The 22,976-nt window shown below is 68.4% G+C and carries 22 protein-coding genes and 1 tRNA gene; 4 read left to right on the top strand and 19 right to left on the bottom strand.

The window, feature by feature from the left end:
- Positions 1–35: 35 nt before the first annotated feature.
- Positions 36–107: transfer RNA gene (locus GO592_RS06615), tRNA-Cys, on the bottom strand.
- Between the two features lie 93 nt (positions 108–200).
- On the opposite strand from GO592_RS06615, the gene GO592_RS06610 reads away from it, so the two are divergent.
- Together GO592_RS06610 and GO592_RS06605 are read left to right on the top strand one after the other, a co-directional pair.
- Positions 201–1,451, top strand: a complete 1,251-nt coding sequence (locus GO592_RS06610; protein WP_007300593.1) for a multidrug effflux MFS transporter — start codon at positions 201–203, stop codon at positions 1,449–1,451.
- A 54-nt stretch (positions 1,452–1,505) separates the two neighbouring features.
- Positions 1,506–2,039, top strand: coding sequence for a MarR family winged helix-turn-helix transcriptional regulator (locus tag GO592_RS06605; RefSeq protein WP_005252880.1), 534 nt, complete (start codon positions 1,506–1,508; stop codon positions 2,037–2,039).
- 57 nt (positions 2,040–2,096) lie between these two features.
- On the opposite strand, the gene GO592_RS06600 is transcribed toward GO592_RS06605, so the two are convergent.
- From GO592_RS06600 to GO592_RS06540, 13 genes are all read right to left on the bottom strand, one after another.
- The gene (locus GO592_RS06600) at positions 2,097–2,873 is read right to left on the bottom strand and encodes an enoyl-CoA hydratase (RefSeq protein WP_007300592.1); all 777 of its coding nucleotides are present in this window, start codon (positions 2,871–2,873) and stop codon (positions 2,097–2,099) included.
- Positions 2,870–3,769 (bottom strand): 3-hydroxyisobutyrate dehydrogenase, encoded by a 900-nt coding sequence (mmsB, locus tag GO592_RS06595; protein WP_005264621.1) that lies wholly within the window; start codon positions 3,767–3,769, stop codon positions 2,870–2,872. Before mmsB ends, GO592_RS06600 begins: the two co-directional genes overlap by 4 nt.
- Positions 3,770–3,801: 32 nt before the next feature.
- On the bottom strand, positions 3,802–4,872 hold the full coding sequence (locus tag GO592_RS06590) for an enoyl-CoA hydratase/isomerase family protein (RefSeq protein WP_172651240.1): 1,071 nt from the start codon (positions 4,870–4,872) through the stop codon (positions 3,802–3,804).
- Positions 4,869–6,017, bottom strand: coding sequence for an isobutyryl-CoA dehydrogenase (locus GO592_RS06585; RefSeq protein ID WP_202715102.1), 1,149 nt, complete (start codon positions 6,015–6,017; stop codon positions 4,869–4,871). The genes GO592_RS06590 and GO592_RS06585 overlap by 4 nt, the downstream gene beginning before the upstream one ends.
- Before the next feature lie 10 nt (positions 6,018–6,027).
- Positions 6,028–7,530 (bottom strand): CoA-acylating methylmalonate-semialdehyde dehydrogenase, encoded by a 1,503-nt coding sequence (locus GO592_RS06580; protein ID WP_005564060.1) that lies wholly within the window; start codon positions 7,528–7,530, stop codon positions 6,028–6,030.
- Between the two features lie 113 nt (positions 7,531–7,643).
- Positions 7,644–8,135 carry a pyridoxamine 5'-phosphate oxidase family protein gene (locus GO592_RS06575; protein ID WP_005252867.1) on the bottom strand — a complete coding sequence of 164 codons (492 nt, stop codon included), beginning with the start codon at positions 8,133–8,135 and terminating at the stop codon, positions 7,644–7,646.
- Between the two features lie 36 nt (positions 8,136–8,171).
- On the bottom strand, positions 8,172–9,488 hold the full coding sequence (locus tag GO592_RS06570) for an HNH endonuclease (RefSeq protein WP_039952807.1): 1,317 nt from the start codon (positions 9,486–9,488) through the stop codon (positions 8,172–8,174).
- Positions 9,489–9,785: 297 nt separating this feature from the next.
- A complete protein-coding gene (locus GO592_RS06565) occupies positions 9,786–10,499 on the bottom strand; it encodes a copper homeostasis protein CutC (RefSeq protein WP_007300589.1) in 714 nt (237 codons plus the stop codon).
- Positions 10,500–11,279, bottom strand: a complete 780-nt coding sequence (nagB, locus tag GO592_RS06560) for a glucosamine-6-phosphate deaminase (protein WP_007300588.1) — start codon at positions 11,277–11,279, stop codon at positions 10,500–10,502.
- Positions 11,267–12,451 carry an N-acetylglucosamine-6-phosphate deacetylase gene (locus GO592_RS06555; protein WP_007300587.1) on the bottom strand — a complete coding sequence of 395 codons (1,185 nt, stop codon included), beginning with the start codon at positions 12,449–12,451 and terminating at the stop codon, positions 11,267–11,269. Before GO592_RS06555 ends, nagB begins: the two co-directional genes overlap by 13 nt.
- Positions 12,448–14,127, bottom strand: coding sequence for a phosphoenolpyruvate--protein phosphotransferase (gene ptsP, locus GO592_RS06550; protein WP_039952806.1), 1,680 nt, complete (start codon positions 14,125–14,127; stop codon positions 12,448–12,450). Before ptsP ends, GO592_RS06555 begins: the two co-directional genes overlap by 4 nt.
- Complete coding sequence (locus tag GO592_RS06545) at positions 14,127–14,402, bottom strand: HPr family phosphocarrier protein (RefSeq protein WP_007300585.1); 276 nt, start codon at positions 14,400–14,402, stop codon at positions 14,127–14,129. The genes ptsP and GO592_RS06545 overlap by 1 nt, the downstream gene beginning before the upstream one ends.
- Complete coding sequence (locus GO592_RS06540) at positions 14,399–15,652, bottom strand: PTS transporter subunit EIIC (RefSeq protein ID WP_050998700.1); 1,254 nt, start codon at positions 15,650–15,652, stop codon at positions 14,399–14,401. The genes GO592_RS06545 and GO592_RS06540 overlap by 4 nt, the downstream gene beginning before the upstream one ends.
- A gap of 247 nt (positions 15,653–15,899) precedes the next feature.
- Between GO592_RS06540 and GO592_RS06535 the strand changes: the two genes are divergently transcribed.
- Both GO592_RS06535 and GO592_RS06530 read left to right on the top strand, forming a co-directional pair.
- Entirely contained in the window at positions 15,900–16,130 is a 231-nt protein-coding gene (locus GO592_RS06535; protein WP_005563039.1) for a glucose PTS transporter subunit EIIB, read from the top strand.
- Entirely contained in the window at positions 16,127–16,591 is a 465-nt protein-coding gene (locus tag GO592_RS06530; RefSeq protein WP_007300583.1) for a PTS sugar transporter subunit IIA, read from the top strand. Before GO592_RS06535 ends, GO592_RS06530 begins: the two co-directional genes overlap by 4 nt.
- Before the next feature lie 19 nt (positions 16,592–16,610).
- Here the strand turns inward: GO592_RS06530 and GO592_RS06525 are convergent, their stop codons facing one another.
- The 5 genes from GO592_RS06525 to GO592_RS06505 all read right to left on the bottom strand — a co-directional run bounded on the left by GO592_RS06525 (position 16,611) and on the right by GO592_RS06505 (position 22,965).
- Positions 16,611–17,354 (bottom strand): GntR family transcriptional regulator, encoded by a 744-nt coding sequence (locus GO592_RS06525; RefSeq protein WP_005563042.1) that lies wholly within the window; start codon positions 17,352–17,354, stop codon positions 16,611–16,613.
- A 113-nt stretch (positions 17,355–17,467) separates the two neighbouring features.
- Complete coding sequence (locus GO592_RS06520) at positions 17,468–17,947, bottom strand: DUF1990 family protein (RefSeq protein WP_007300582.1); 480 nt, start codon at positions 17,945–17,947, stop codon at positions 17,468–17,470.
- 69 nt (positions 17,948–18,016) lie between these two features.
- Positions 18,017–18,448: a YkvA family protein gene (locus GO592_RS06515; protein ID WP_005563044.1), complete on the bottom strand. Its 432-nt coding sequence runs from the start codon at positions 18,446–18,448 to the stop codon at positions 18,017–18,019.
- Positions 18,449–18,458: 10 nt separating this feature from the next.
- The gene (locus GO592_RS06510; protein WP_007300581.1) at positions 18,459–19,892 is read right to left on the bottom strand and encodes an FAD-binding oxidoreductase; all 1,434 of its coding nucleotides are present in this window, start codon (positions 19,890–19,892) and stop codon (positions 18,459–18,461) included.
- Positions 19,893–19,941: 49 nt separating this feature from the next.
- Positions 19,942–22,965, bottom strand: a complete 3,024-nt coding sequence (locus GO592_RS06505) for an ATP-binding protein (RefSeq protein WP_007300580.1) — start codon at positions 22,963–22,965, stop codon at positions 19,942–19,944.
- Between the last annotated feature and the right edge of the window lie 11 nt (positions 22,966–22,976).

The raw sequence follows: 22,976 nt of genomic DNA, 5'->3' as shown, positions 1-22,976 counted from the left end.
AACCGGCAGGTGCATCACCTGCCGGTTCTCACCCGAGCGAGTGACGGGATTCGAACCCGTGTGAACGGCTTTGCAGGCCGGTACCTCAACCACTCAGTCACACCCGCATCGATGATTACTGTGCCGGGCCGGTGCCCCGGGCGCGAGGGTTGCGCTCACGGTGATTCTGAAACCGACATGCCGGGGCGGGAACAAACCACGTGCCCTCGTTGCTGTGTTGCTTCGTGACCGATACCGAAGAACGCGCCGCCCCGACCGCCGACCGGACAACCACCCGTCCCAGCCTTCGGGTGATCCTGGTACTCGGCGCGATGGTGGCCCTCGGCCCCTTCACCATCGACATGTACCTGCCTGCGCTTCCGGACATCGGAACCGACCTCGGCGCATCGTCGTCCGCGGTCCAGCTGACCATCACCGGCACTCTGCTCGGCCTCGCGCTGGGGCAGTTGATCGTCGGACCGCTCGCGGACAGCCTCGGGCGCAGGCGTCCCCTCACCGCCGGTATCGGTGTCCACGTGGTCGCGTCCGTCCTCGCTGTCTTCGCGCCGACCGTCGCCGTGCTGGGTGTGCTCCGCGTCTTCCAGGGCATCGGGGCCGCCGCCGCAGCGGTGGTCGCGCTCGCCGTCGTCCGCGACCTGTTCTCGGGGAACACCGTGGCCGTCGTGATGTCGCGGCTGATGCTCGTGCTCGGCGTCGCACCCGTTCTCGCCCCGAGTATCGGCGGGGCGCTCCTTATCGCCGTCGACTGGCGCGGGATCTTCGTCGTCCTCGCCGTGATCGGCACCCTGACGGCGTTGATCGGGGTGTGGGGTCTGACGGAGACGCTGCCGCCGGAGCGGCGGCGCAAGAGCAGTCTGCGCGCCGTGCTGGGCACCTACAAGAGCCTGCTGGGCGACCGCGCGTTCATGGTGCTCGCACTCGTGTCGAGTGTGGCGATGGGATCGTTGTTCTCGTACGTCTCCGGTGCGTCGTTCGTGTTCCAGGACCAGTACGGCCTGGACGAGCAGCAGTTCGCGCTGCTGTTCAGCTCCGGCGCGATCGCTCTGATCGGCGCCTCGCAACTGAACGTCCGCGCCCTCGCATGGTGGTCACCGCTGCAGATCACGGTGTCGGCCCTCGCCTTCGCGACGGTGGCCGGGCTGGCGCTGGTCACCACCGCCCACTTCGAGCTCGGCGGGCTCGTCGGGTTCGTGGTTCCACTGTGGTTCCTCCTCGCCGGTGTCGGCTTCGTCCTGCCCAACGCCCCCGCGCTGGCTCTCGGCCGCCACGGGGAGGCGGCTGGCACGGCTGCCGCGCTGCTCGGCGCCCTGCAGTTCGGTGTCGGCGCGCTGATCGCTCCCCTGGTCGGCGTGCTCGGCAACACCGGCGTCGCTCTCGCGGTCACGATGACGGCGTGCGCGGGACTCGGGTTGGTGGCATTGGCGGCTGCCGCGAAGGCGGAAGCGCACTGACGACACGTTCGGCAGACTTTCGCGGCCCATCACCCGTCATGGGATGATCGACGCATGCCACCACCGTCACCACTTCATCTCGACCCCATCGAAGAGGCCCACCGGCAGTGGACGAAGCACGGCTGGGGTGATGTCGCCGACGGCATGGCCGCGGTGACCTCGGTGATGCGGGCACAGCAGATCATGATGGCCCGGGTGGAAGAGGTGCTCAAGCCGTCGGGGCTCACGTTCGCCCGGTACGAATTGCTGACACTGCTGACGTTCACGCGCACCGGCGCGCTCCCGATGGCGAAGGCCAGCGCGCGCCTTCAGGTTCACCCGACCAGCGTGACGAACGCCGTCGACCGGCTCGAGACGGCGAATCTCGTGCGACGTGTCCCGCATCCGAGCGATCGCCGCGCGACCCTGATCGAAATCACCGACGCGGGAAGGAAACTGGCCGTCGAGTCCACCGAGCGACTCAACGCCCAGGTGTTCTCGAGTCCCGGGGTGTCCGGCGACAAGCTGGAACAACTGGTCACGATCCTCGCCGAACTACGCCGCGAGGCAGGCGATTTCGACACCGGAGACGCCCCCACCAAGTGGTGAGACGACTGTCGCCCCGCACCGGATCCCGGTGCGGGGCGACAGTCGTTTTCAGGGTTTCTAGCGGTGTTTGAACACGGGCGAACGCTTCTCGACGAACGCTGCCATGCCTTCCTTCTGATCCTCGGTGGCGAACGTCGAATGGAACACCCGACGCTCGAACCGGACACCCTCGGTGAGGGTGGTCTCGAACGAGCGGTTGACGGCTTCCTTCGCCATCATCGCGACCGGAAGCGACATCTCGGCGATGGTGGTCGCCGTCTGCAGCGCCTCGTCGAGCAGATCCGCGGCGGGCACGATCCGCGACACCAGCCCGGCGCGTTCGGCCTCCTCGGCGTCCATGTTCCGGCCGGTCAGGCACAGTTCCATGGCCTTCGCCTTACCCACCGCGCGGGTCAGCCGCTGCGAACCGCCGATGCCGGGGATGACACCGAGCTTGATCTCCGGCTGACCGAACTTCGCGGTGTCGGCGGCGATCAGGATGTCGCAGAGCATCGCCAGTTCGCATCCGCCGCCGAGTGCGTACCCGGCGACCGCAGCGATCGTCGGCTTGCGGGCCGCGGCGAGACGGTCCCATGCGGCGAAGAAGTCGTCCAGGTAGACGTCCATGTACGACTTGGGCTGCATCTCCTTGATGTCGGCACCCGCCGCGAACGCCCGATCGGAACCGGTGATCAGAATGGCACCGATCTCCGGATCCTTCTCCAACTCCTCCACCGCCGACACGACCTCGCGCATCAGCTCGGAGTTCAGTGCGTTGAGCGCCTTCGGACGGTTGAGGGTGATGATCCCCACCCGGCCCTTGCGTTCGAGCAGGATGGTCTCGAAGTCGGTCACTGGTCTCCCTTGGTAGAACGGTCGCGGATGTCGTTGATGATGGCCGAGAAGTCCTGACCACCACCACCGGCGGCGTGGAACCGGCTGTACAGCTCGGCGGCACGCAGCCCGAGGTCGGCCTCGACGCCGTTGGTCTTCAGCGCGTTCGCGGCGAGACCGAGATCCTTGTCCATCAGCGCGGCCGCGAAGCCCGGCTGGTAGTCGTTGTTGGCCGGGCTCGTCGGAACCGGTCCGGGCACAGGACAGTTGGTGGTGAGCGCCCAGCACTGGCCGGACGCGTTGGACGCGACGTCGAACAGGGCCTGGTTGCTCAGACCCAGCTTTTCGCCGAGGACGAACGCCTCGCTGATGGCGATCATCGACACGCCCAGAATCATGTTGTTGCAGATCTTCGCGGCCTGACCGTTGCCCGGGTCTCCGCAGTGCACGACCTTCTTGCCCATCACGTCGAGCAGCGGCTTCGCGGACTCGAAGTCGTCCGCCGTGCCGCCGACCATGAACGCGAGCGTTCCCGCGGTGGCGCCGACGACGCCACCGGAAACGGGTGCGTCCACCGAACGGTGGCCCGCCTCGACGGCCTCGTCGTGCGCCGCCCGGGCGTCCGCGACGTCGATGGTGGACGAATCGATGAACAGGGTGCCCGGCTTCGCGGCGGGCAGGATCTCCGCGTAGAGCCCGAGAACGTGCTTTCCGCTCGGCAGCATCGTGATCACGACGTCCACCTCACGCACCGCCTCCACGGCCGAATCGGCGACGGTGACACCGTCTTTCACTGCCTGTTCGAGAGCGGCGGGCGCGAGGTCGAAACCGACCACCGTGTGCCCCGCCTTGACGAGGTTGGCCGCCATGGGACCACCCATGTGGCCGAGTCCCAGAAATCCGACGGTAGTGCTCATAGCAGTCCCTCCTGGACGCGTGTAGCTGGTGGTCAATGCTGCGGCTGCGGGGCCGTCAGGCCGAGTTCGAGGTCGCCGAGTGGTGCGAAGAACGCGTCGACCTGCGCTGGGTCGACCTCCTCGATGGTGGCGGGCGACCATTGCGGGTTGCGGTCCTTGTCCACGACCTGCGCCCGGATGCCCTCGACGAGGTCGGGCGAGTTCAGGCAGGCGACGGACACCCGGAACTCGTCGTTGAGGACTTCCTCGAGACTGCCGGCCTGCCGGGCGCGGCGCAGCGATTGCAGGGTGACCGCGCACGCGGTCGGCGACTTCGAGCGCACCTGCTCGGCCGCCTTCTGAGCCTCGGGCACCCCACTGCCGCGCAGGCGGGCGACGATGTCGGCGACACTGTCGGCGGAGTACGCGGCGTCGATCCAGCCCTGCTGGCCCAGCAACTCCGATGCCGGTGCCGGTTCGGTGAACGCGCCGAGCGCCTCCTGAACGGACGTCGTCGACAACGCCTCGATGAACTGCTCGATCTTCTCCGACGGAATGAAGTGGTCGGCGAACCCGCACGCGATCGCGTCGCCGGCACTGAGCCGGGCGGTCGTCAGGGCGATATGGGTGCCCAACTCGCCCGGGGTGCGGGCGAGCAGGTAGGTGCCGCCGACGTCGGGGACGAACCCGATCCCGGTCTCGGGCATCCCGATCATCGACCGCTCGGTGACGATCCGCACGCTGCCGTGCGCCGACACCCCGACCCCGCCGCCCATCACGATGCCGTCCATGATCGCCACGTACGGCTTGCCGTAGCGCGCGATGGCCGCGTTGAGGAGGTACTCCTCGCGCCAGAACTCCCGCGAACCGGTGCCCCCGTCCTTCGCGTCGTGATAGATCGACACGATGTCGCCGCCCGCGCACAGGCCCCGCTCCCCGGCACCGGTGATCACCACCGCCCGGACCGTGTCGTCGCCGGACCATTCGGCCAGGGCCGCCGCGATCTGCCGGACCATGCCGTGATTGAGGGCGTTGATCGCCCGGGGCCGATTGAGCACGATCCGGCCCAGCCCGCCCCGCTTCTCGATCAGAACGTCCGGTTCCGTGGGTACCGCGTCGGTCATGCCGCTCCTCTGTTTCCGATGACGCTGCGGGCGATGACCACCCGCATGATCTCGTTGCTGCCCTCGAGGATCTGATGCACCCGCAGGTCGCGGACGATCTTCTCGATTCCGTACTCGGCAAGATAGCCGTACCCACCGTGCAGTTGCAGCGCCCGGTTGGCGACCTCGAAACCGGTGTCGGTGGCGAACCGCTTCGCCATCGCACACAGTTCGACGACATCGGGGGCGCCGTCCTCGAGCGCCGCCGCCGCCCGCCACAGCAGGGTGCGGGCCGCCTCCAGTTCGGTGCGCATGTCGGCGAGCTGGAACTGCAGCGCCTGCGAGTCGATCAGCGGCGACCCGAACGCCTTCCGGTCCGTCAGGTAGGCGACGGCCCGCTCCAGCGCGGTCTGCGCGCCGCCCACCGAGCACGCCGCGATGTTGAGCCGGCCACCGTTCAGGCCCGCCATCGCGATCCGGAAACCACCACCCTCGGACCCGAGCAGATTCGCCGCCGGCACCCGCACGTCCTCGAAGATCACCTGCCGGGTGGGCTGGGCGTTCCAGCCCATCTTCACCTCGTTCGGCCCGAACGACAGACCCGGCGACCCCTTCGGGACGATGAACGCCGAAATCCCCCGCGGCCCGCTCTCCCCGGTGCGGGCCATCACCACGTACACATCCGAGGTGCCCGCACCGGAGATGAACTGCTTGACCCCGGTCAGCACGTAGTCGTCGCCGTCCCGGACCGCCCTCGTGCTCAACGCCGCCGCATCCGAACCGGCACCCGGCTCGGTCAGGCAATAACTGCCGAGCTGATCCATCGAACACAGCCCCGGCACCCACGCACGCCGCTGCTCGTCGGTGCCGAACCGGTCGATCATCCAGGTGACCATGTTGTGGATGGAGATGTAGGCGGCGATCGACGGGCACCCCTTCGCGAGCTGCTCGAAGATCCGGGCCGCGTCGACACGAGTCAGCTCGGATCCACCCACGTCCTCGCGGATGTAGATCCCACCCATCCCCAGCGACGCCGCCTTCCGCAGGACATCCACCGGGAAATGCTTGGCCTGATCCCACTCCACGGCATGCGGCGCGAGATGCTCGGCCGCGAAGTCGCGGGCAGTGTCGCTGATCGCCCGCTCGTCATCGGTCAAGGTGAACATGGAGGTCCGTTCAGTTCATCGTGGGGATGACGAAGTGGTTGGTCTCTTCCTTCTTGCCCGAGGGCCAACGCTGCGTCACGGTCTTGGTCTTGGTGTAGAAGCGGAACGAGTCGGGACCGTGCTGGTTCAGGTCGCCGAAGCCGGAGCGCTTCCAGCCGCCGAACGTGTGGTACGCGATCGGCACGGGGATCGGCACGTTGACGCCGACCATGCCGACGTTCACGCGGTTCGTGAAGTCGCGGGCGGTGTCGCCGTCGCGGGTGAAGATGGCGACGCCGTTGCCGTACTCGTGCTCGGTCGGCAGGCGGAGTGCCTCCTCGTAGTCCGCGGCACGGGCGACCAGCAGGACGGGTCCGAAGATCTCTTCCTTGTAGACGCGCATGTCGGTGGTGACCTTGTCGAACAGGGTCGCGCCGGCGAAGAAGCCGTTCTCGTGGCCCTCGAGGGTGAAGCCGCGGCCGTCGATCACGGCCTCCGCACCCTCGTCGATGCCGATCTGGATGTAGTTGTTCACCCGCTCGAGGGCGTCCTTGCTGACCAGCGGGCCGAAGTCGGCGGACTCGTCGTCGCTGCGGCCGATCGTAAGCTTGCCGACCCGTTCGGTCAGCTTGGCAACGAGCGCATCGGCCGTCTCCTCGCCCACCGGGACCGCGACGGAAATGGCCATGCACCGCTCACCCGCGGAGCCGTAACCTGCACCGATAAGGGCATCGGCCACCTCGTCGAGGTCGGCGTCGGGCATGATGATCGCGTGGTTCTTCGCGCCACCGAAGCACTGCGCACGCTTGCCATGGGCCGCGGCGGTCTCGTAGATGTACTGCGCGATGGGCGTGGAGCCGACGAACCCGACAGCCTTGACGCGGTCGTCGGTGAGCAGAACGTCCACCACTTCCTTGTCACCGTTGACCACGTTGAACACGCCTGCGGGCAGACCGGCCTCGAGGAACAGCTCGGCCAGACGCAGCGGCACCGACGGGTCGCGCTCGGACGGCTTGAGGATGAACGCGTTGCCGGCGGCCAGCGCGGGACCGGCCTTCCACAGCGGGATCATGGCCGGGAAGTTGAAGGGCGTGATGCCGGCGACGACACCGAGCGGCTGACGCATCGAGTACACGTCGATGCCGGTTCCGGCGGATTCCGTGTACTCGCCCTTGAGCAGGTGCGGGGCGCCGAGGGCGAACTCGATGACCTCGAGGCCGCGCTGGATGTCGCCCTTCGCGTCGGGGATCGTCTTGCCATGCTCGGACGACAGGAGGCGCGCCAGCGAATCCATCTCCTCCTGCACGAGCTGGAGGAACTTCATCAGGACGCGGGCCCGCTTCTGCGGGTTGAACAGCGCCCATTCCCGCTGAGCATCCACCGCGTTCGCGATGATCGCCTCGGTCTCGGCCTTGTCGGCGAGAGGCACACGCGCCTGCACCTCACCGGTGTTGGGGTCGTAGACGTCGCCGAACTTGTTGGAGGCACCGGGGACGCGCTTGCCGCCGACGAAGTGGGATAGCTCTTGAACCATTGTGCGAACCCGTTTCTTACTCGATGATGAGGGAGTTCCGAATATGTAGCCCATCCTATAGTTGGATGTCCATGTATGTCCAGACCGTGTCATGTCGCGGCGGGAGTGAGCAGTCAGTGCTTTCGCACGACGTGCTCGGGCTCGCCCGGTTTCCAGATGGTGATGTCCATGTGGCCGTCGCCGACCTCCACCGCCGAGCCGCCGGTCAGGTCGGCTCGGTAGCAGTGATCGAATTCCTGCCCCCGGATGTCGAACCCGGTCTCGTCGAACAGCGCCTGCGCGAAACGCTGGTGCAGGGCCTTGTCCTGGACGTCGTCGACGACACCCCACAGTTTTGCGTCGCCCTCCTTCACCTCGGTGTCGACGGTCGCGGTGTGGAGGCAGAAGCGCGGATCGCGAGCCAGATCCCGGAACTTCGTGGTGTTCGGCATTCCGGCGATCCACAACTGATTTTCGAAGAATCTCGGCTCGACCGGGCTGATCCGCGGGAATCCGTCGGAGCGAAGCGTGCCAAGCATGCAGAGGTTTCCGGTCGCTGCATGTCGACGGGAGAAGATAGCGGCAATCCGCGGAGCAGCTTCGGCGAACTCGTTCCAGCTGGCCATGCACACGACCCTACGACCAATCCTGTGGCCGCCGGGTCAAGACGCACGCAATTGTGCGATGAGTACCGCCTCGACTCCCGACTGTCGTGCCGCGGCCGGGAGCGGTGGGGCCGCAGATCGGTAGTGGTGCCCGGTCGGGGTGCCGAGGTCGAGGAGGTGGGTGCGGCCGGGGTTGTGCACCGGTCGGGCCGTCCAGCCTGGTGCTTCCTTCGCGTAGTTGCAGGCCTCGCAGAGCCCGGACCCGTTCTCCGCGCTGGTGGCACCGGATTCGCGGTGTGAGCGGATGTGGTCGTGGTGTCGAATCGGGGCGTCACACCACGGGGTGCGGCACGTCTGATCCCGCAGGTCGATCAGCTTTCGCAGGCTTTTCGGAAATGTTCGGGATTGGGATTCCAGCGCGGTCAACGACCCCGACTGTGGGCATGCGTAGATGCGCTGCAACGACGTCTCGGCATCTCCATCGATGGCGTCGGCGACCAGTTGCCGCGCGATCCCCGCCGGCACCGGCCCGAAACCCTGCAGCTGCGCCGCCTCGTGCCCGCCGGTCAGCAACGTTTCGTCGGAGAGCACGAGGTTCACCGTCACCGGAATACCCGACGTCACTTCGGCTCCGGTGCCCCGGTCGAACAACAAGTTCACCATCAGCTGATTGCGGGTGCGGCCACCGCCGTTCCCGGTGGCGATCAGGCTGTCCGCGTCCCGCCCCAGGGTCGCCTGCAGGCAGACCGCCTGCTCAACCGGCATCAGCACACTCAGATACGCCATCGAATCCGGCGCGGGGCGTGTTGTGACCCGCCGTTCGGACACAGCCTTGCGGTGCCGGGCCACGACCGCTGCGGCGTCGAGTTCCACCGCCAACGCCTTAGCCCGTGCGATCAGACCGCGGTCGCCGACCCCGTCCAGTGTGTTTGGGTCCGAACACAACCGGCGGTCCACGATGCCCCGATCCGCGGCCGACAGGCACGCAGTCTCCCGCACCAACAGGGTGGCGCGCCATTCGTTCAACCGACCCGACCGCAGCAGGGCCAGGGTGTGCGGCATCTCGTGCACCAGCGCCTGCGCGAATCCGAGATGCCGGCCGCCGCGGTTCGGGGATTCTCTGCGCGCAAACGCAATCTGCGACCCGACGCCCCGGGCCCACTCGGATCGCGGGAGCCTCCGAGCTTTACGGTCCTCTCGGATACTCGTCGCGACATCGTCAGTGATCACCGCCTGCACCGCACACCCGACCGACTTCAACGTCTCGATCGCATCGAGCAGATCGATGCCCAATCCCGCATCGCCACTCGTTGTCTCGGCACATTGCAGGCGCGCCGTGAATGCGCGCAATTCCTCGAGAAGTACTGCCCCCACAACAAACCTCCCCCAAGGTTGTTCGAATATCTGTTCGAGACTAGCAACAGCCCTTGCCAGTGGCAATAGCCCGCGTCGACGCATCAGAAAGGCCCGCGTATGTACTGGGGTGGGGCCGAATGAAGGGACCGTCGACCGACGGGCACAACGCTGTATCGAAAACGGTCGCGACCCGCGACACGCCGCTGTCAAGGCCGCCAAGGGCGTCACCCGTCGCTGCCATGCAGGCATTGTGGACTAGCGAGTGATTCAGACTTCGCAGGGATCTCGACATGGGGCCACAGGGAACCGTCGAAGTCAGATCCCCAGCGCCGCCGCCGCTGCCCGCGCGAGGGTTTCGTCGACGGCGTCGTAGCCGCCGGACCCGCCGCCCGGACCGCCGCTGTCGGCGACAGTGCGGCGGGCGGAGAGATGCACGGCGTCGACGCCGGTGCCCGCGACCGCGGCGATGTCCTCGACGCGGATCCCGCCACCTGCCATCACTTGGATCCGGCCGTGCGCGTGGGCGACCATGCCGGACAGGGCGTCGAGGCCGTCGATGCACCGCGGCGCTCCGCCCGAGGTCAGGACCCGGTTGATGCCCGACCGCGCGAGCGTATCGACGGCGGTCGCCCGGTCGTCGACGACGTCCATCGCACGATGGAACGTCACCTCCACCGCGTACGGGTCGATGCCGTCGAGCAGGCGGCGCAGCGCGTCGTGGTCGACGGACATGTCGGGCGTGAGCGCACCGAGCACCACCCCGGACGCGCCGGCGCCCACCGCGGCCCGAACGTCGCGAGCCATCACGGCGATCTCGTCGGCGTCGTAGACGAATCCACCGGGCCGGCAACGGATCAGCGGGTGCACCGCGATCCCCTGGGCCGCAACCGCTTCGATCATGCCGATGCTCGGCGTCAACCCGCCGGTCGCGCCGAGTGCGGTGCACAACTCGACGCGCACCGCGCCGGCGTGTCGGGCGATCTGGGCGCCCGCGACGTCCTGGACCGCCAGTTCGAGTACGGGTGTCATCTAGAACGACTGCCAGGAAGGCTTGTGTTCCAGCGCATACCGGTAGTAGTCGGCGAGTTGCAGCTTGCTCGCTGCGGCTTCGTCGATCACGACGGTGACGTGCCGGTGCAGCTGCAACACCGATGCCGGGCAGAACGCGGAGAGCGGTCCCTCCGCGGCGGCGGCGATCGCCTCGGCCTTGCCCTTGCCGAACGCGATCATCACCAGGTGCCGGGCCTCGCTGATGGTGCCCAACCCCTGGGTGAGGACGTGGTGTGGGACGTCGTCGACGCTGTCGAAGAACCGCGCGTTGTCGAGGCGGGTCTGCTCGGTGAGGGTCTTGACGCGGGTGCGTGAGGTCAGCGCGGAGCCCGGCTCGTTGAATCCGATGTGGCCGTCGGTCCCGATGCCGAGAAGCTGCACGTCGACGCCGCCCGCGTCGGCGATGGCCGCGTCGTACCGCGCACCTTCCTCGGCGATGTCGGGCGATTCGCCGTTCGGGCTGAGCACGCGGTCGGTGTCGAGGTTGACGTGGTCGACGAACTCCGAGCGGATCACCGAGAAGTACGACTGGTCATGGGTTTTCGGAAGTCCGACGTACTCGTCCAGCAGGAAGGCGCGCGCGTCCGAGAAGTCCAGTCCGGACTCACGGTGCCTGCGGGCGAGTTCCCGGTAGCTTCCGAGCGGGGACGAGCCGGTCGCGAGGCCCAGCGTCGCCGGACCGCGTCGCACGTACCCCTCGACGATGTCCGCGACGGTCGAGCTGACGTCCGACGGCGTCTGCCGGATTACGATTTCCATGCGAGTCCTTCCGTTTCGGCGGGTATTCCGCCGACGAACACGCCGCGGGGGCGCAGTTGGTGATCGGTCACGACGATATCGGCGCGGCGGCCCGGGGCGAGGCTGCCGCGTTCGGACTCCAGGCCGAGCAGCCGGGCCGGAGTCCTGGTGGCGGAAGCGACGGCGTCGGCGAGTCGGATGCCGCTGTCGACGACGGCGGTGCGGACCACGTCCAGCAGCCGTGCGGTGCCGCCTGCGATGGCCCCCTCGGACCCGTCGGTGGTCGCGAGCCGGGCGACACCGCGCGAGACGCGCACGTCCAGGGGCCCGAGCTGGTAGTCGCCGTCCGTGACACCGGCGGCGGCCATGGCGTCACTGACGAGGACGATCTGGTCGGGCCCGACGGTGTCGAACACCATCGACACGGTCTCGGGCGCGAGATGCACTCCGTCCGCGATCAATTCGACGACGATGTCGCCGCGACCGGCCGCGGCCAGGAATGCGGCCACCGGTCCCGGCGCGCGATGGTGCAGTGGTGGCATCGCGTTGAACAGGTGTGTGGCGGTCAGTGGGCCGCCGGCGGCGTCGGCGATCCTCGCGGACGTGGTCGCCGCGTCGGTGTCGGTGTGACCGAGGCTCGGTAGCACGTCGAGCCGGCGCATCGCGGCGAGAAGTTCGCCGAAGTGCGCGGTCTCCGGCGCGAGCGTCATCGACCGGACGGTGCCGCGCGCGGCATCGCAGATCCTCTCGAACAGGCCGGGATCGCCGGGGATCACGGATGCGGGATCCTGCGCACCGCACCGGGCACCGGAAATGAACGGACCCTCCAGGTGGATCCCGAGGAGCTCACCGCGTTCCACCAGATCGGCGAGGATTCCGGCCTGCCGGAGCAGGTCCTGCTCCCCTGCCGAGACGAGGCTGCCGAGCAGTCCGGTGGTGCCGTGCTCGCGGTGATGGTCCGCGGCCCGCCGGGCCCCGTCGGCGTCGGCGTTGGGAAACCCCGCGCCGGCGCCGCCGTGGCAGTGCAGGTCGATCAGGCCCGGCAGCAGTATCGACGAACTCGGTTCCGGTAGCGGCACTTCTCCGCGGTACCGCACGGCGGACCCGACCCAGGAGATTCGGTCGCCGTCGGTGATCACCACACCGTCGGCGATGATGCCGTCCTCCACGACGACCTTGCCCCGCAGGATCATCGAGGCGCTCCGGATGTGAGAGCGGCGACCGCCGATCGTGCGGCCTGCGGGGACCGTGCGCCGCGTGCGGCGACCGCCATCTCCCGGCACAGGCCGAGGTCGGTGGCTGCCAGACGGGCACGCACGGCATCCAGCGACGGGGCGACCATGGACAGGCTGGTGACGCCCAGCCCGACCAGCACCGGGGCCAGCGCGGGATCGGACGCGGCCTCCCCGCAGACACCGACGGGTGTGCCTGCATCCGCTCCTGCCGCGCCGACCAGGCCGATGAGGTCCAGGACCGCGGGCTGCCACGGGTCGAGCAGTGGGGCGAGACTGCCTGCCATCCGGTCCACGGCACACGCGTACTGGCTCAGGTCGTTGGTCCCGATACTGACGAAATCGAGGTGCTCGAGCAGGTCGCGGGCACGCAGTGCTGCCGAGGGGATCTCGATCATCGCCCCGGCCTTGGCGATTCCGCGTGAGCGGGCGAGCGAGGCAAAGGCCTCCGCCTCCTCGGCCGTCGCGACCATCGGTGCCATCACCCACAGGTCCGCGCCGGTGGCGGCCGCCGCGGCGCCGAGCGCCTCCAATTGGGTGGCCAGGACGTCCGGGTAGACGGTGCCGACCCGCAGTCCGCGCACGCCGAGTGCCGGGTTCTCCTCCGCGCCGAGGTCGAGGAACGGCAGTGGTTTGTCGGAGCCGCTGTCGAGTGTCCGGACCACCACCTTGCGTCCCGGGAACTGCTCCAGCACCGACGTGTAGGTCGCGAGCTGCTCGTCGAGGGTGGGCGCGATCTGCCTGCCGAGGTACAGGAATTCGGTGCGGAACAGGCCGACGCCCTCCGAATCCGCGGTGGCGGCACGCGCGGCGTCGTCGATGGTGCCGATGTTGACGAGCAGGCCGACGGGTGCGCCGTCCCGGGTGCGGCCCGGTCCACTCGTGGCCGCGACCCGCGCTAGCGCCTCGGCGATCTGCTCGGCCGCCTCTGCCTGTCGAAGGTCACTGGGGTCGACGACGATCTCGCCGGTCGTCCCGTCGAGCAGCACCGGCCTTCCCTCGGCCAACCGGTCGAGGTCGGCGCAGTTCACGATCGCGGGCAGGCCGAGCGATTTCGCCAGGATCGCAGTGTGACTAGTCGGCCCGCCCTCGGCGGTGAGCAGGCCGACCACGTCGCTGCCGCCGAGCATCGCGGTGTCCGCGGGCGACAGGTCGCGGGCGACGAGCACGAACGGGTACCCGGGATCGGGGATGCCGGGCATCGGGACTCCCAGCAGCACCGCGACCGCACGATGCCCGAGGTCACGCAGGTCCGCGACGCGTTCGGCCAGGTACCCACCGAGGGTCTCGAGTGTGGCGCAGTAGCCGTCGAACGCGACGCTCACGGCGTGTGCCGTCGGCATGCCGGCGAGAAGGTTCTCCTCGGCGGCGGACACGATTCCCGGGTCGCGGGCCATGGCCGCCGACACGAGCAGGATCTCGGACGCGACGCCGTCCACCTGAGCGGCGCGGGCTTCGAGGTCGGCGGACACGGTCGCGAGAGCGTCCCGCACCCGGGCGACCTCGGCCGTGACCGATTCGCCGACAGGGTCTTCGGCCGACGTCGCGACCGGTGTCCCGAACGCGAGCCAGGGTGCGCAGACCAGGCCCGGACTCACCCCGAGGCCGTGTACGAGAACTTCCGTAGCCGTCGGCATCAGGCGGCGTCGAGGTCGGAGGCGAGCAGGTCGGCGAGGCGGTCGAGGGCGTCCTCGGTGCCCTCCCCTTCCGCGGTGATCGTCACTTCGGTACCGAATTCGGCGCCGAGCGTCATCACCGCGAGCATGCTGCCTGCGTCCACCGGCGCGGACTCGCCGACCGCGATCTGCACTGCGACGGGTACCGCCGCGGCGGCCTGGGTGAACTTCGCAGCGGGACGGGCGTGCAGTCCGACCTTGGAACCGATGAGGACCGTTCGTGTAGCCATGCTCATTGACCTGCCTTCTCAGTGTCGGCGTTCGTGTCGGTGTTCGTTTCCGCGTCGTCCTCCCGACCGGGAGTGCGCAGGTTCCACTTCTTGATGACGAAGCTGAACAGGACGTAATAGATGACCGCGTACCCGAGCCCGATGGGGATCAGCATCCACGCGTTGGTGGCCTTGCCGAAGTTGAGCACGTAGTCGAAGAAGCCTGCGGAGAACGTGAATCCGTCGTGGATGCCGAGCGCGTTGACGAGCGCCATCGAGGTGCCGGTGAGGAACGCGTGGATCAGGTACAGCGGCCATGCCACGAACATGAACGCGAATTCGAGGGGCTCGGTGATGCCGGTGAGGAACGCCGTCAGCGCGGTGGAGAGCATGATGCCACCCACGAGCTTCTTCTGCGACGGCCGGGCGTTGCGCCAGATCGCCAGTGCTGCAGCGGGAAGGGCGAACATCATGATCGGGAAGAAGCCGGTCATGAAGATGCCTGCGCTCGGGTCGCCGGCGAAGAACCGGTTGAGGTCGCCGCGGACGAGTTCTCCGCTCGCGTTCTGGTGGTCGCCGACGAGGAACCACACGGTGGAGTTCAGGATGTGGTGCAGTCCGGTCGGGATGAGCAGACGGTTGGCCATGCCGTACACGCCGCCACCGATCACCGAGTTCTCGGCGACGGTCTCGCCCACCCACGTGAGGGCGGAGTTGAATGCCGGGTACAGGAACGCCATGAGGACGCCGACGACGAGGCCGGTGACGGCGGTGAGAATGGGAACGAGCCTGCGCCCGTTGAAGAATCCGAGGTAGTCGGGCAGTTTGGTGCGGTAGAACCGCTGCCACAGGATGGCGGACAGCAGACCCATCACGATGCCTGCGAGCACACCGTAGTTGATCAGCGCCTGGTCGCCGTTCGGATCGGTTTTGCCTTCGAGGACGACCGGCGACATGGCTTCGAACACGCCGTTGATGACCATGTATCCGACCACTGCGGCGAGAGCGGTGGAACCGTCCGCCTTCTTCGCCCAGCCGATCGCGATGCCCACCGCGAAGATGAGGGGCAGCCAGGTGAACACTGCCTGGCCGGCTGCGGAGATGACGGATGCGGCGGTGTGCATCGAGTCGAACCGGCCGAGGAGGTCGTCCTGGCCGAGCCGCAGCAAGATGCCGGCCGCGGGCAGTACCGCGATCGGCAGCATCAGGCTGCGCCCGAGGCGCTGTAACCCGGCAAACACCGCTGATTCCTTTTTCGGGCTGTCTACGACAGTCATATCGGCCTTCTCTGTGCGCTTCGGTCGCCGAATCGGCGTCTGGTGAGTCCCGAAACCGGCGGCGGCGAGCGCGTCGTACGGCTTCGGGAAAACTATTGTGGACCAGCACCCCCAACGGGTACTGTCCGGTCATAACCAGTTGCTAGTTTGACCAGGTGAGCACGGGATGTCAACAGGCAAATGTGATCCAGCTAACCCATCCGGCACCATCACCTGCAGCTCGAACACGAACTACGAGGGAGAACCGATGTCCAAAGCGGACGCAATCATCAGCGGCCTCGGCGGTGCCGACAACATCGTCGAGATCGAGGCCTGCATCACCCGCCTGCGCACCGAGGTCAAGGACGGCGCCAAGGTCGACGAGGCCGCGCTCAAGGCCGCAGGCGCCCACGGCGTGCTCAAGGCGGGCAGCGTCGTCCAGGTCATCGTCGGCCCCGAGGCGGACACGCTGGCCGAGGACATCGAGGACATCCTGTGAGCCTGTCCGTGCAGGCTCCACTGCCCGGCCGCGTGCTCGCCCTGGCCGACGTGCCCGACCCCGTATTCGCCGGCCAGATGGTGGGTTCCGGAGTCGCGATCGAACCGGCGCGCGACCGCGGCGCCCTCGACGTGCTCGCGCCGATCCCGGGCAAGATCCTCAAACTGCACCCGCACGCGTTCGTCATTCTGGGCTCGGCGGGCGGCGGTGTGCTGGTGCACCTGGGAATCGACACCGTGAAGCTGAAGGGCGACGGGTTCACCCTGCTGGCGGCGGAGGGCGACGACGTCGACGCAGGTGATCCCGTGGTGCGATTCGATCCGACCGAGATCGACGGCACCGGATACTCCGCCATCTGCCCGATCGTCGTCATGGACTCCAAGCCGGATTCGGTGTCCACCGACACCATCGGATCCGACGTGACCACCGGCGACGCCCTGTTCGACTGGACGGCGCCGTAGAACGGAGGGGCGGCCGGGCTCAGACGCTGCGCTGAGTCCGCTCCCCCTGAACTTCCATCTGCAGTTGGTAGCGATCGGACCGGTACCAGCTGCGGGTGTGCTCGACCGGCGTGGGACCACTGAAGGACACCCGGTCGAAGTACATCACCGGGGCGCCCTTCTTGATGCCGAGCAGGGTCGCGATCTCCTGGCTCGCCCCGTCGGCGCTCACGGTCTGCTCCGCCCGGTCGATCGGCATGCCGTACTTGTCGGCGGTCGCCCGGTAGATCGAGCCGGTGAGGTCGAGGTCCAGCAGGCCGGGAAGCAGCGCGGCGTTGAACCAGCCGTCGTCGACGCTGACCGGTTCGCCGTCCGCCAGCCGGAGCCGTTTGACGTGATAGGCGCTGGTGTCCGGCGCAATGCGCAGGGCCTTCGCGGTGGCCTCCGGCGCCGCGTCCTCCTCGCTCTGGAGCACCACCGTCGTCGGCTTGTGCCCCTGCGCCCGCATCTCCTCCGTGAACGAGGCCAGGTGGAGTTTCGACTGCACCGGACGATGCGCGACGAACGTGCCCTTGCCACGCACCCGTACCAGGTGACCCTCGTTGACGAGCTGCCCGATCGCCTCACGAACCGTGATGCGACTGACGCCGTAGTCCTGCATCAGTTTTCGTTCACTCGTCATCAGGTCTCCGGGCTGAAGTTCCTTGGTGCACTTGTGCAGCAGGATGGCACGGAGTTGCTCGTGCTTCGGAATCACGCTGTCGCGTAGATGTACGGGCATCATTCCGGCGGCTCCAGCTCTGTCAGGGGTGAGACACATCGGATCAGGCAGTCGGACTGCAAAGGTCCCGTCCGGTCCGGTCCAACCACGAGAATACGTGATTCGGACGCTCCGGCCTACCGTGCGGCCTCGGCCAACGCCTCGAGATATTTGCGCGTCATCACCCTCTGCACGACCCGGCCGGCGGGCCCGCCGAGCCGGGTGAACCATCGATCCGGTTTCGAGAACGCCGAGATGGTCGCGAGGACGGTGCCGTCCGGCCGCTGTTCGACGACGAAGCTCTCCTCGCCGCGCTCGGGGTGACCCGGCAGCGTCCCGTACGCGAATCCCTTGCGATGCGGTTCGTCGAGGACGTACACGACGCGGCAGGAGAACGTCAGCCGGAGCGGACCGATGCCCCATCGCAGTTCGACCGACGTGCCGGGCGAGGCCGTCGGAGCGTCGGCCCGCACGTCCAGCCCGGCGTCGCGGTGCATCCCCCAGGCACACAGGTGGGCGGCGGCTGCGGCGAATGTGTCTGCCCCGGAGCCGATCACCTTCTGCTCGGTCAGATGGTGATATCCCGCAGGGAAGGGAACGTCGCGGCTCGCCCCCACCTCGGGGTACGTGAACGCGGGCAGGTCGTCTCTGGAGGTACTGATGGCGGGATCCTCTCGGTCCGGACGTCACGAGCAGGTGGGTAGGCACGTTACCCGGCGCACGGCCTCGAGGCCTTCAGGGGTGCCCGGCCAGTGCCGAGCCACGACCTGCGGACCTGCGCGGCGAATCACCGAGCGAAGCGTGATGCCGATGATGATCACGTCGTCGGCGTATCCGATGACGGGGACGAAGTCGGGTATCAGGTCGATCGGAACCGCGAGATAGACCAGCAGCAGGACGAGCCGGACGCGCACACCCCGGGGCAGGTCGGGATCGGCTGCGAGGCGGCGCAGGAGACGGAGCACGTCCGGGAGCACCCGGATCGTCTCCCCGATCCGGGTGCTGTCGGGTCTCGATCGCCACAGCACGAGCGCCAGCACCACCCAGACGGCCAGCAGGCCCGTTGCCGCGCCGATCAGGACGGGCCATGCCGCCGCCCACACCTGCCCCGGATCCATACGGCTGCGACTAGTGCTCCGACCGGACCGCGGGACGGATGTTCTGGTTCACATGGAAGAGGTTGTCCGGATCGTACTTCGCCTTCACCTGCGCGAGCCGGTCGTAGTTGCCGAGGTAGGAGGCACGCACGCGGTCCTCACCCTCGGACATCATGAAATTGACGTACGCCCCGCCCGCGGTCGTCGGGTGGAGGGCCTCCCAGTACCGCTTGGCCCAGTCCGTGATGACCTCGGCGTTGGCCGGATCGGGGTCGACACCGACGATCACCGCGGCCCAGCCGCCGTCCCGGTACGCGAACGCCGTGGCATCCTCGGCGACCCGCGTCGCCGCGCCGTCGATGGGATACATGTGCATCGTCGAATGCCCGGTGGGCAGCTGACGGCCGAACTCCAGATGGATGTCGATGGCGTCGTCGGAGATCTCCCGGACGAAGTCGGCGCGCCAGTACCACTGCAATCCGGCCGGGTACAGTCCGTCGAAGGCGGATTGCAATGCGGTGAACGGCATTTCGTGAAGTCCGACCAGCAGCGGGTTTCCGAAGTCGCGGATCGGTTCGAGTACCGCGTCGGCCTTGTCCGGGTCGCCGGTGTAGCACCAGACGACGCCGCACGCCTTGCGTCCCCACAGTTCCTCGGGGAACGGCGGCGCAGGCGGAATGGTCAGCAGCCCGATCCAGCCGTTGAGTTCCTCGGGCAGCGACGGCAGGAGTTCGCGGTACCACCGCATCACGTCGGGCGTGTCTTCCAGGTCGTACAGCACCGGCCCGCCGACGACGGTGCCGTGGTCGCCGATGTCGTGACACGCGAACTGGAACGAGGTGACCACACCGAAGTTTCCGCCGCCTCCCCGCAGCGCCCAGAACAGGTCCGGATGGGATCGTTCGCTCGCCGTCACCAGTGTGCCGTCGGCGAGGACGACGTCGGCGCTGAGCAGGTTGTCCACGGTGAGACCGAAACGGCGCGTCAGGTAGCCGATCCCGCCGCCGAGCGTCAGCCCGCCGACACCGGTGGAGGCGATGAACCCGGACGGGGTGGCCATGCCGAACGGCACGGTGGCATGGTCGACGTCGCTCCAGGTGCACCCGCCGTCCACCCGGACGGTCCGGTCGGCGGGCGAGACCGTGGTTCCGCGCATCCCCGACAGATCGATCACGAGGGCACCGTCCCACACGCCGAGACCTCCCGCGTTGTGTCCTCCGCCGCGAACCGCGAGTTCGACGTGATGCTCCCGCGCGAACTTCACGCACGCGACGGCATCCGCGGCGTTGGCGCACCGCGCGATGGCCGCGGGTCGACGGTCGATCATCGCGTTGTACACCGCACGCGCGTCGTCGTAGCCGGCGTCGTCGGGGGTGATCAACTCTCCGCGTAGCGATGCGGCCAGTTCCGCGTAGGGCGGCGGTGTCGTCGTCGACGGCGTCGAATTCGTGGTGGTGGTACTCATAGCCTTCTCCTCGGATCGGCAGGCCCCGGAACGGGCCGTACCTGGTAATTCACACCGTAGGAATCCGGCGTTCGCGCACCGTTCGCGCCGGCGCCCCGCCCGCGAACGGTCCGGCGTCCGCACGCAGTCGCAGCACCTGCGGCAACCACCAGCGGTCGTCGTGTTGCTCGGCGGCGATCCGGGCGGCATCGAGCGTGGCGCGGGCCGCGTCCCTCCACCCGACGTCGATCTGGACCTCCGCCAGCAGTGAGAGCCAGTACGGCATACGCGCGAACGCCCGCTGCCGGCGCAACTCGGCGAGCCCCTCGCGGATCTTCGCGATTCCCGGTTCGCCGCCGAGGAGCCGGCCTTCGAGGATCTGCGACCACTGACTGTAGTAGGCGAAGTGGTAGCGCTCGCACAGCTCCCGCAACTCGGTGAGCGAGGCGAGGAGCGCTGCGTCGTGGCCGCGGATCTGATACAGCACCGATGCGTATCCCAACGCCACCGCGAGACTGTAGGGGTGGCCGCAGGTCCTGCCCAATGCGAGGGCATCCGCACACGACCGCGCCGCCTTCTGTTCGTCACCGATCATCCAGTACGCGTGCGACTCCCAGGCGTGGGCATGCACCTCGAGCCTGGTCCCGAGGATGAAGGAATAGTCGTCGGAGAACGATCGCAGCGCGACGTCGAAATGTTCGATCGCATCCCTCGGACGGCCGAGAGCGAGGGCGGCCCCCGCCACGGCGAACTGCGCCTGACCCTCGAACTCGGGATCGGCCGCGGACAGTTCGAGGGCACGCACGCCGATGCCATGGGCCTGCGCGGTGTGCCCCTGCACGAAGTGTGCCGCGAACAATCCGATCAGGGCACCGAGCACGACTTTCGGCCGGCGCAGACGCTGCCCCAGCTCGACTGTGCGGTCCAGCGTCTGCTCGAGCTCGGCGGAAGAGTACCCGTACAGGGTGGTCAGCGGCGCCGACATGCCCTGCCGCACATCCACCTCATGAGCGTCCCGGTTGCGGCCCACCGGCATCGCCTCGAGGAGGTCGAGGCAGTCCCGGAAATGCCGCAGAGCCTCCGCGTTCGCGAACACGCTGGCTGCCACCTCGGCGGCGCGCTGCAGATAGTGGAGCGCGCGGTCGGGGCGGCCGCCGCGCCGATACTGCTCGGCGAGTTGCGCTGCCACGTCGTCCGTGCGGCCCGCGTGGAGAAGTTCGAGTCCCTGCGCCAGCCGCCGATGCAGGAGCCAGCGTCGCGGCGGGCTGACCGAACGGTACGCGGCCTCCCGGACCAGGTCGTGCACGAAATCGTAGCCGGTGCCCGCCGGCCGGACGATCCTCCGCCGCCACAGTTCGTCCACCGCCTGGACGAGAGAATCCGCGTCCAGGTCGCTCGCCTCGCTGAGCAGGTCCAGATCGAAATCCGTGCCGAGCGCACCGGCGAGGCCGGCGACGTCCCGCGCGGGTTCCGAGCACTGTTCGAGCCGCCGCTGCAGCACCTCGCCGAGGTCGTCGGCGCCCCCGCCGCGCCCGGTCGCATCCATGCCCGGCACCATCCTGGCGGCCTCCACGACGTACAGCGGGTAGCCCCCGGTCGCGGCGTACAGGACCGCCTCCTCCGACGGGTCCAGCGCCCGGCCGCCGAGGGACCGCGCCAGTTCCGCGGTCCCCTCCGCGGTCAACGGGTCCACCTCGACGTCGGTGACCAGCCGTGCCGACCGGAGGGCCCGCAGCGCTTCCCGCACATCGTGTCGCGACCGCGCCTCGTCCGTGCGGGCGGTCGCAGCCACCAGTACCCGCATGTGGGTGTCGAGTGAGAGCAGGAAGGCCAGCCAGGCCGTCGTCTCCGCGTCGCACCACTGCAGATCGTCGAGGACGAGCAGGACCGGCCGGCCCGACGACAGAACCGCACGCGTCGTTCCCTCGAAGAAGCGGTGACGCTGCCATGCGTCGACCATCGCCCGGGACGTCGACGGTCGCGGCCCGGGCTCGGCGCTCGGGACGAGCCGTTCGACCTCGGCCCGCCACAACGGATTCAGAGACCCGATCGCGGACCGAAAATCCGGGCTGCGCAGCCACTCGGCGACGGGCGCCAGCGCGACGCGGCCCGGCAGTCCGAAACACCTCGTGGTCGCCACCACCGCTCCGTCGGCGCGAGCGATCTCCGCGAGTTCGGTGGTCAACCGGGTCTTGCCGACACCCGCGTCCCCCGAGACGAGCAGCAGTCCCTGCCTGCCGTCGAGGGACTGCTGCCACCGCCGTTGCAACTCCCCGCGTTCACGCTCCCGCCCGATCAGAGCGGGCACCGCGGTCCGGACGCGTTCGGGCCGGCGAGCCGCGCCGGCACCGACCCTCGGGTGCTCCACCAGCAGGTTGTCGAACAGCCTGCTGGTCGCCGCGCTCGGCGTGACGCCGAGTTCGGTCTCGAGAACGGCCGCGCATCGATGGTAGGTGGTCATCGCCGCCGCCCGGTCGCCCGACGCGGCCTGCAGTTCCATGAGAGTCCGGTACCCGACCTCCTCCAGGGGGTCGAGCTGGATACGTCGGCGCGCGCACGCCGTGGCGGTCTCCACGTCACCCGACTCCCGCAACACCCGCACCGTCGCCTCGCAGAGTTCGACGCACTGCCTGCGCAGCACCTCGCGGTGCTCGAGGACCCAGTCTTCGTAGGTTCCGGGCATGAGTTCGCCGCGATAGGTGTCGATCGCGCGGTCGGCGTGATCGAGAAATGCCCGCGGGTCGGAATCGGCGAGGGCCGCGACGGCGGCCGACCGCTCGTTGCGGAAGGTGTCGACGTCCACCCGGCACGACGACGAGTCCGTCCACGTGAGCGTCGGCCCGTCCGCCGCGAGCGCACCGTCCGATCCGAGGAGGCCGCGGAGATTGTGCAGTTCCCGCCGGAGGTTGGTGCGGGCCTGCTGCTCGCTCGACTCGGGCCAGAACAGCCCCGCGAGGCGGGTCCTGGACTGAGCGAGTCCGGCGTGCAGCACGAGGTAGGCCAGCAACGCGATCGCCCGTGACGAGATGGGGCCGACCCTGGCATCCTCCGGGTTCGATACGCGCTGTTCGCCGAGCAGGTAGACCGTCAACATGAGTGACCAGC

The organism is Rhodococcus sp. 21391, assembly GCF_016772255.1.
Taxonomy (GTDB): domain Bacteria; phylum Actinomycetota; class Actinomycetes; order Mycobacteriales; family Mycobacteriaceae; genus Rhodococcus_F; species Rhodococcus_F opacus.
This window is presented reverse-complemented; position numbering and strand designations above follow the sequence as displayed.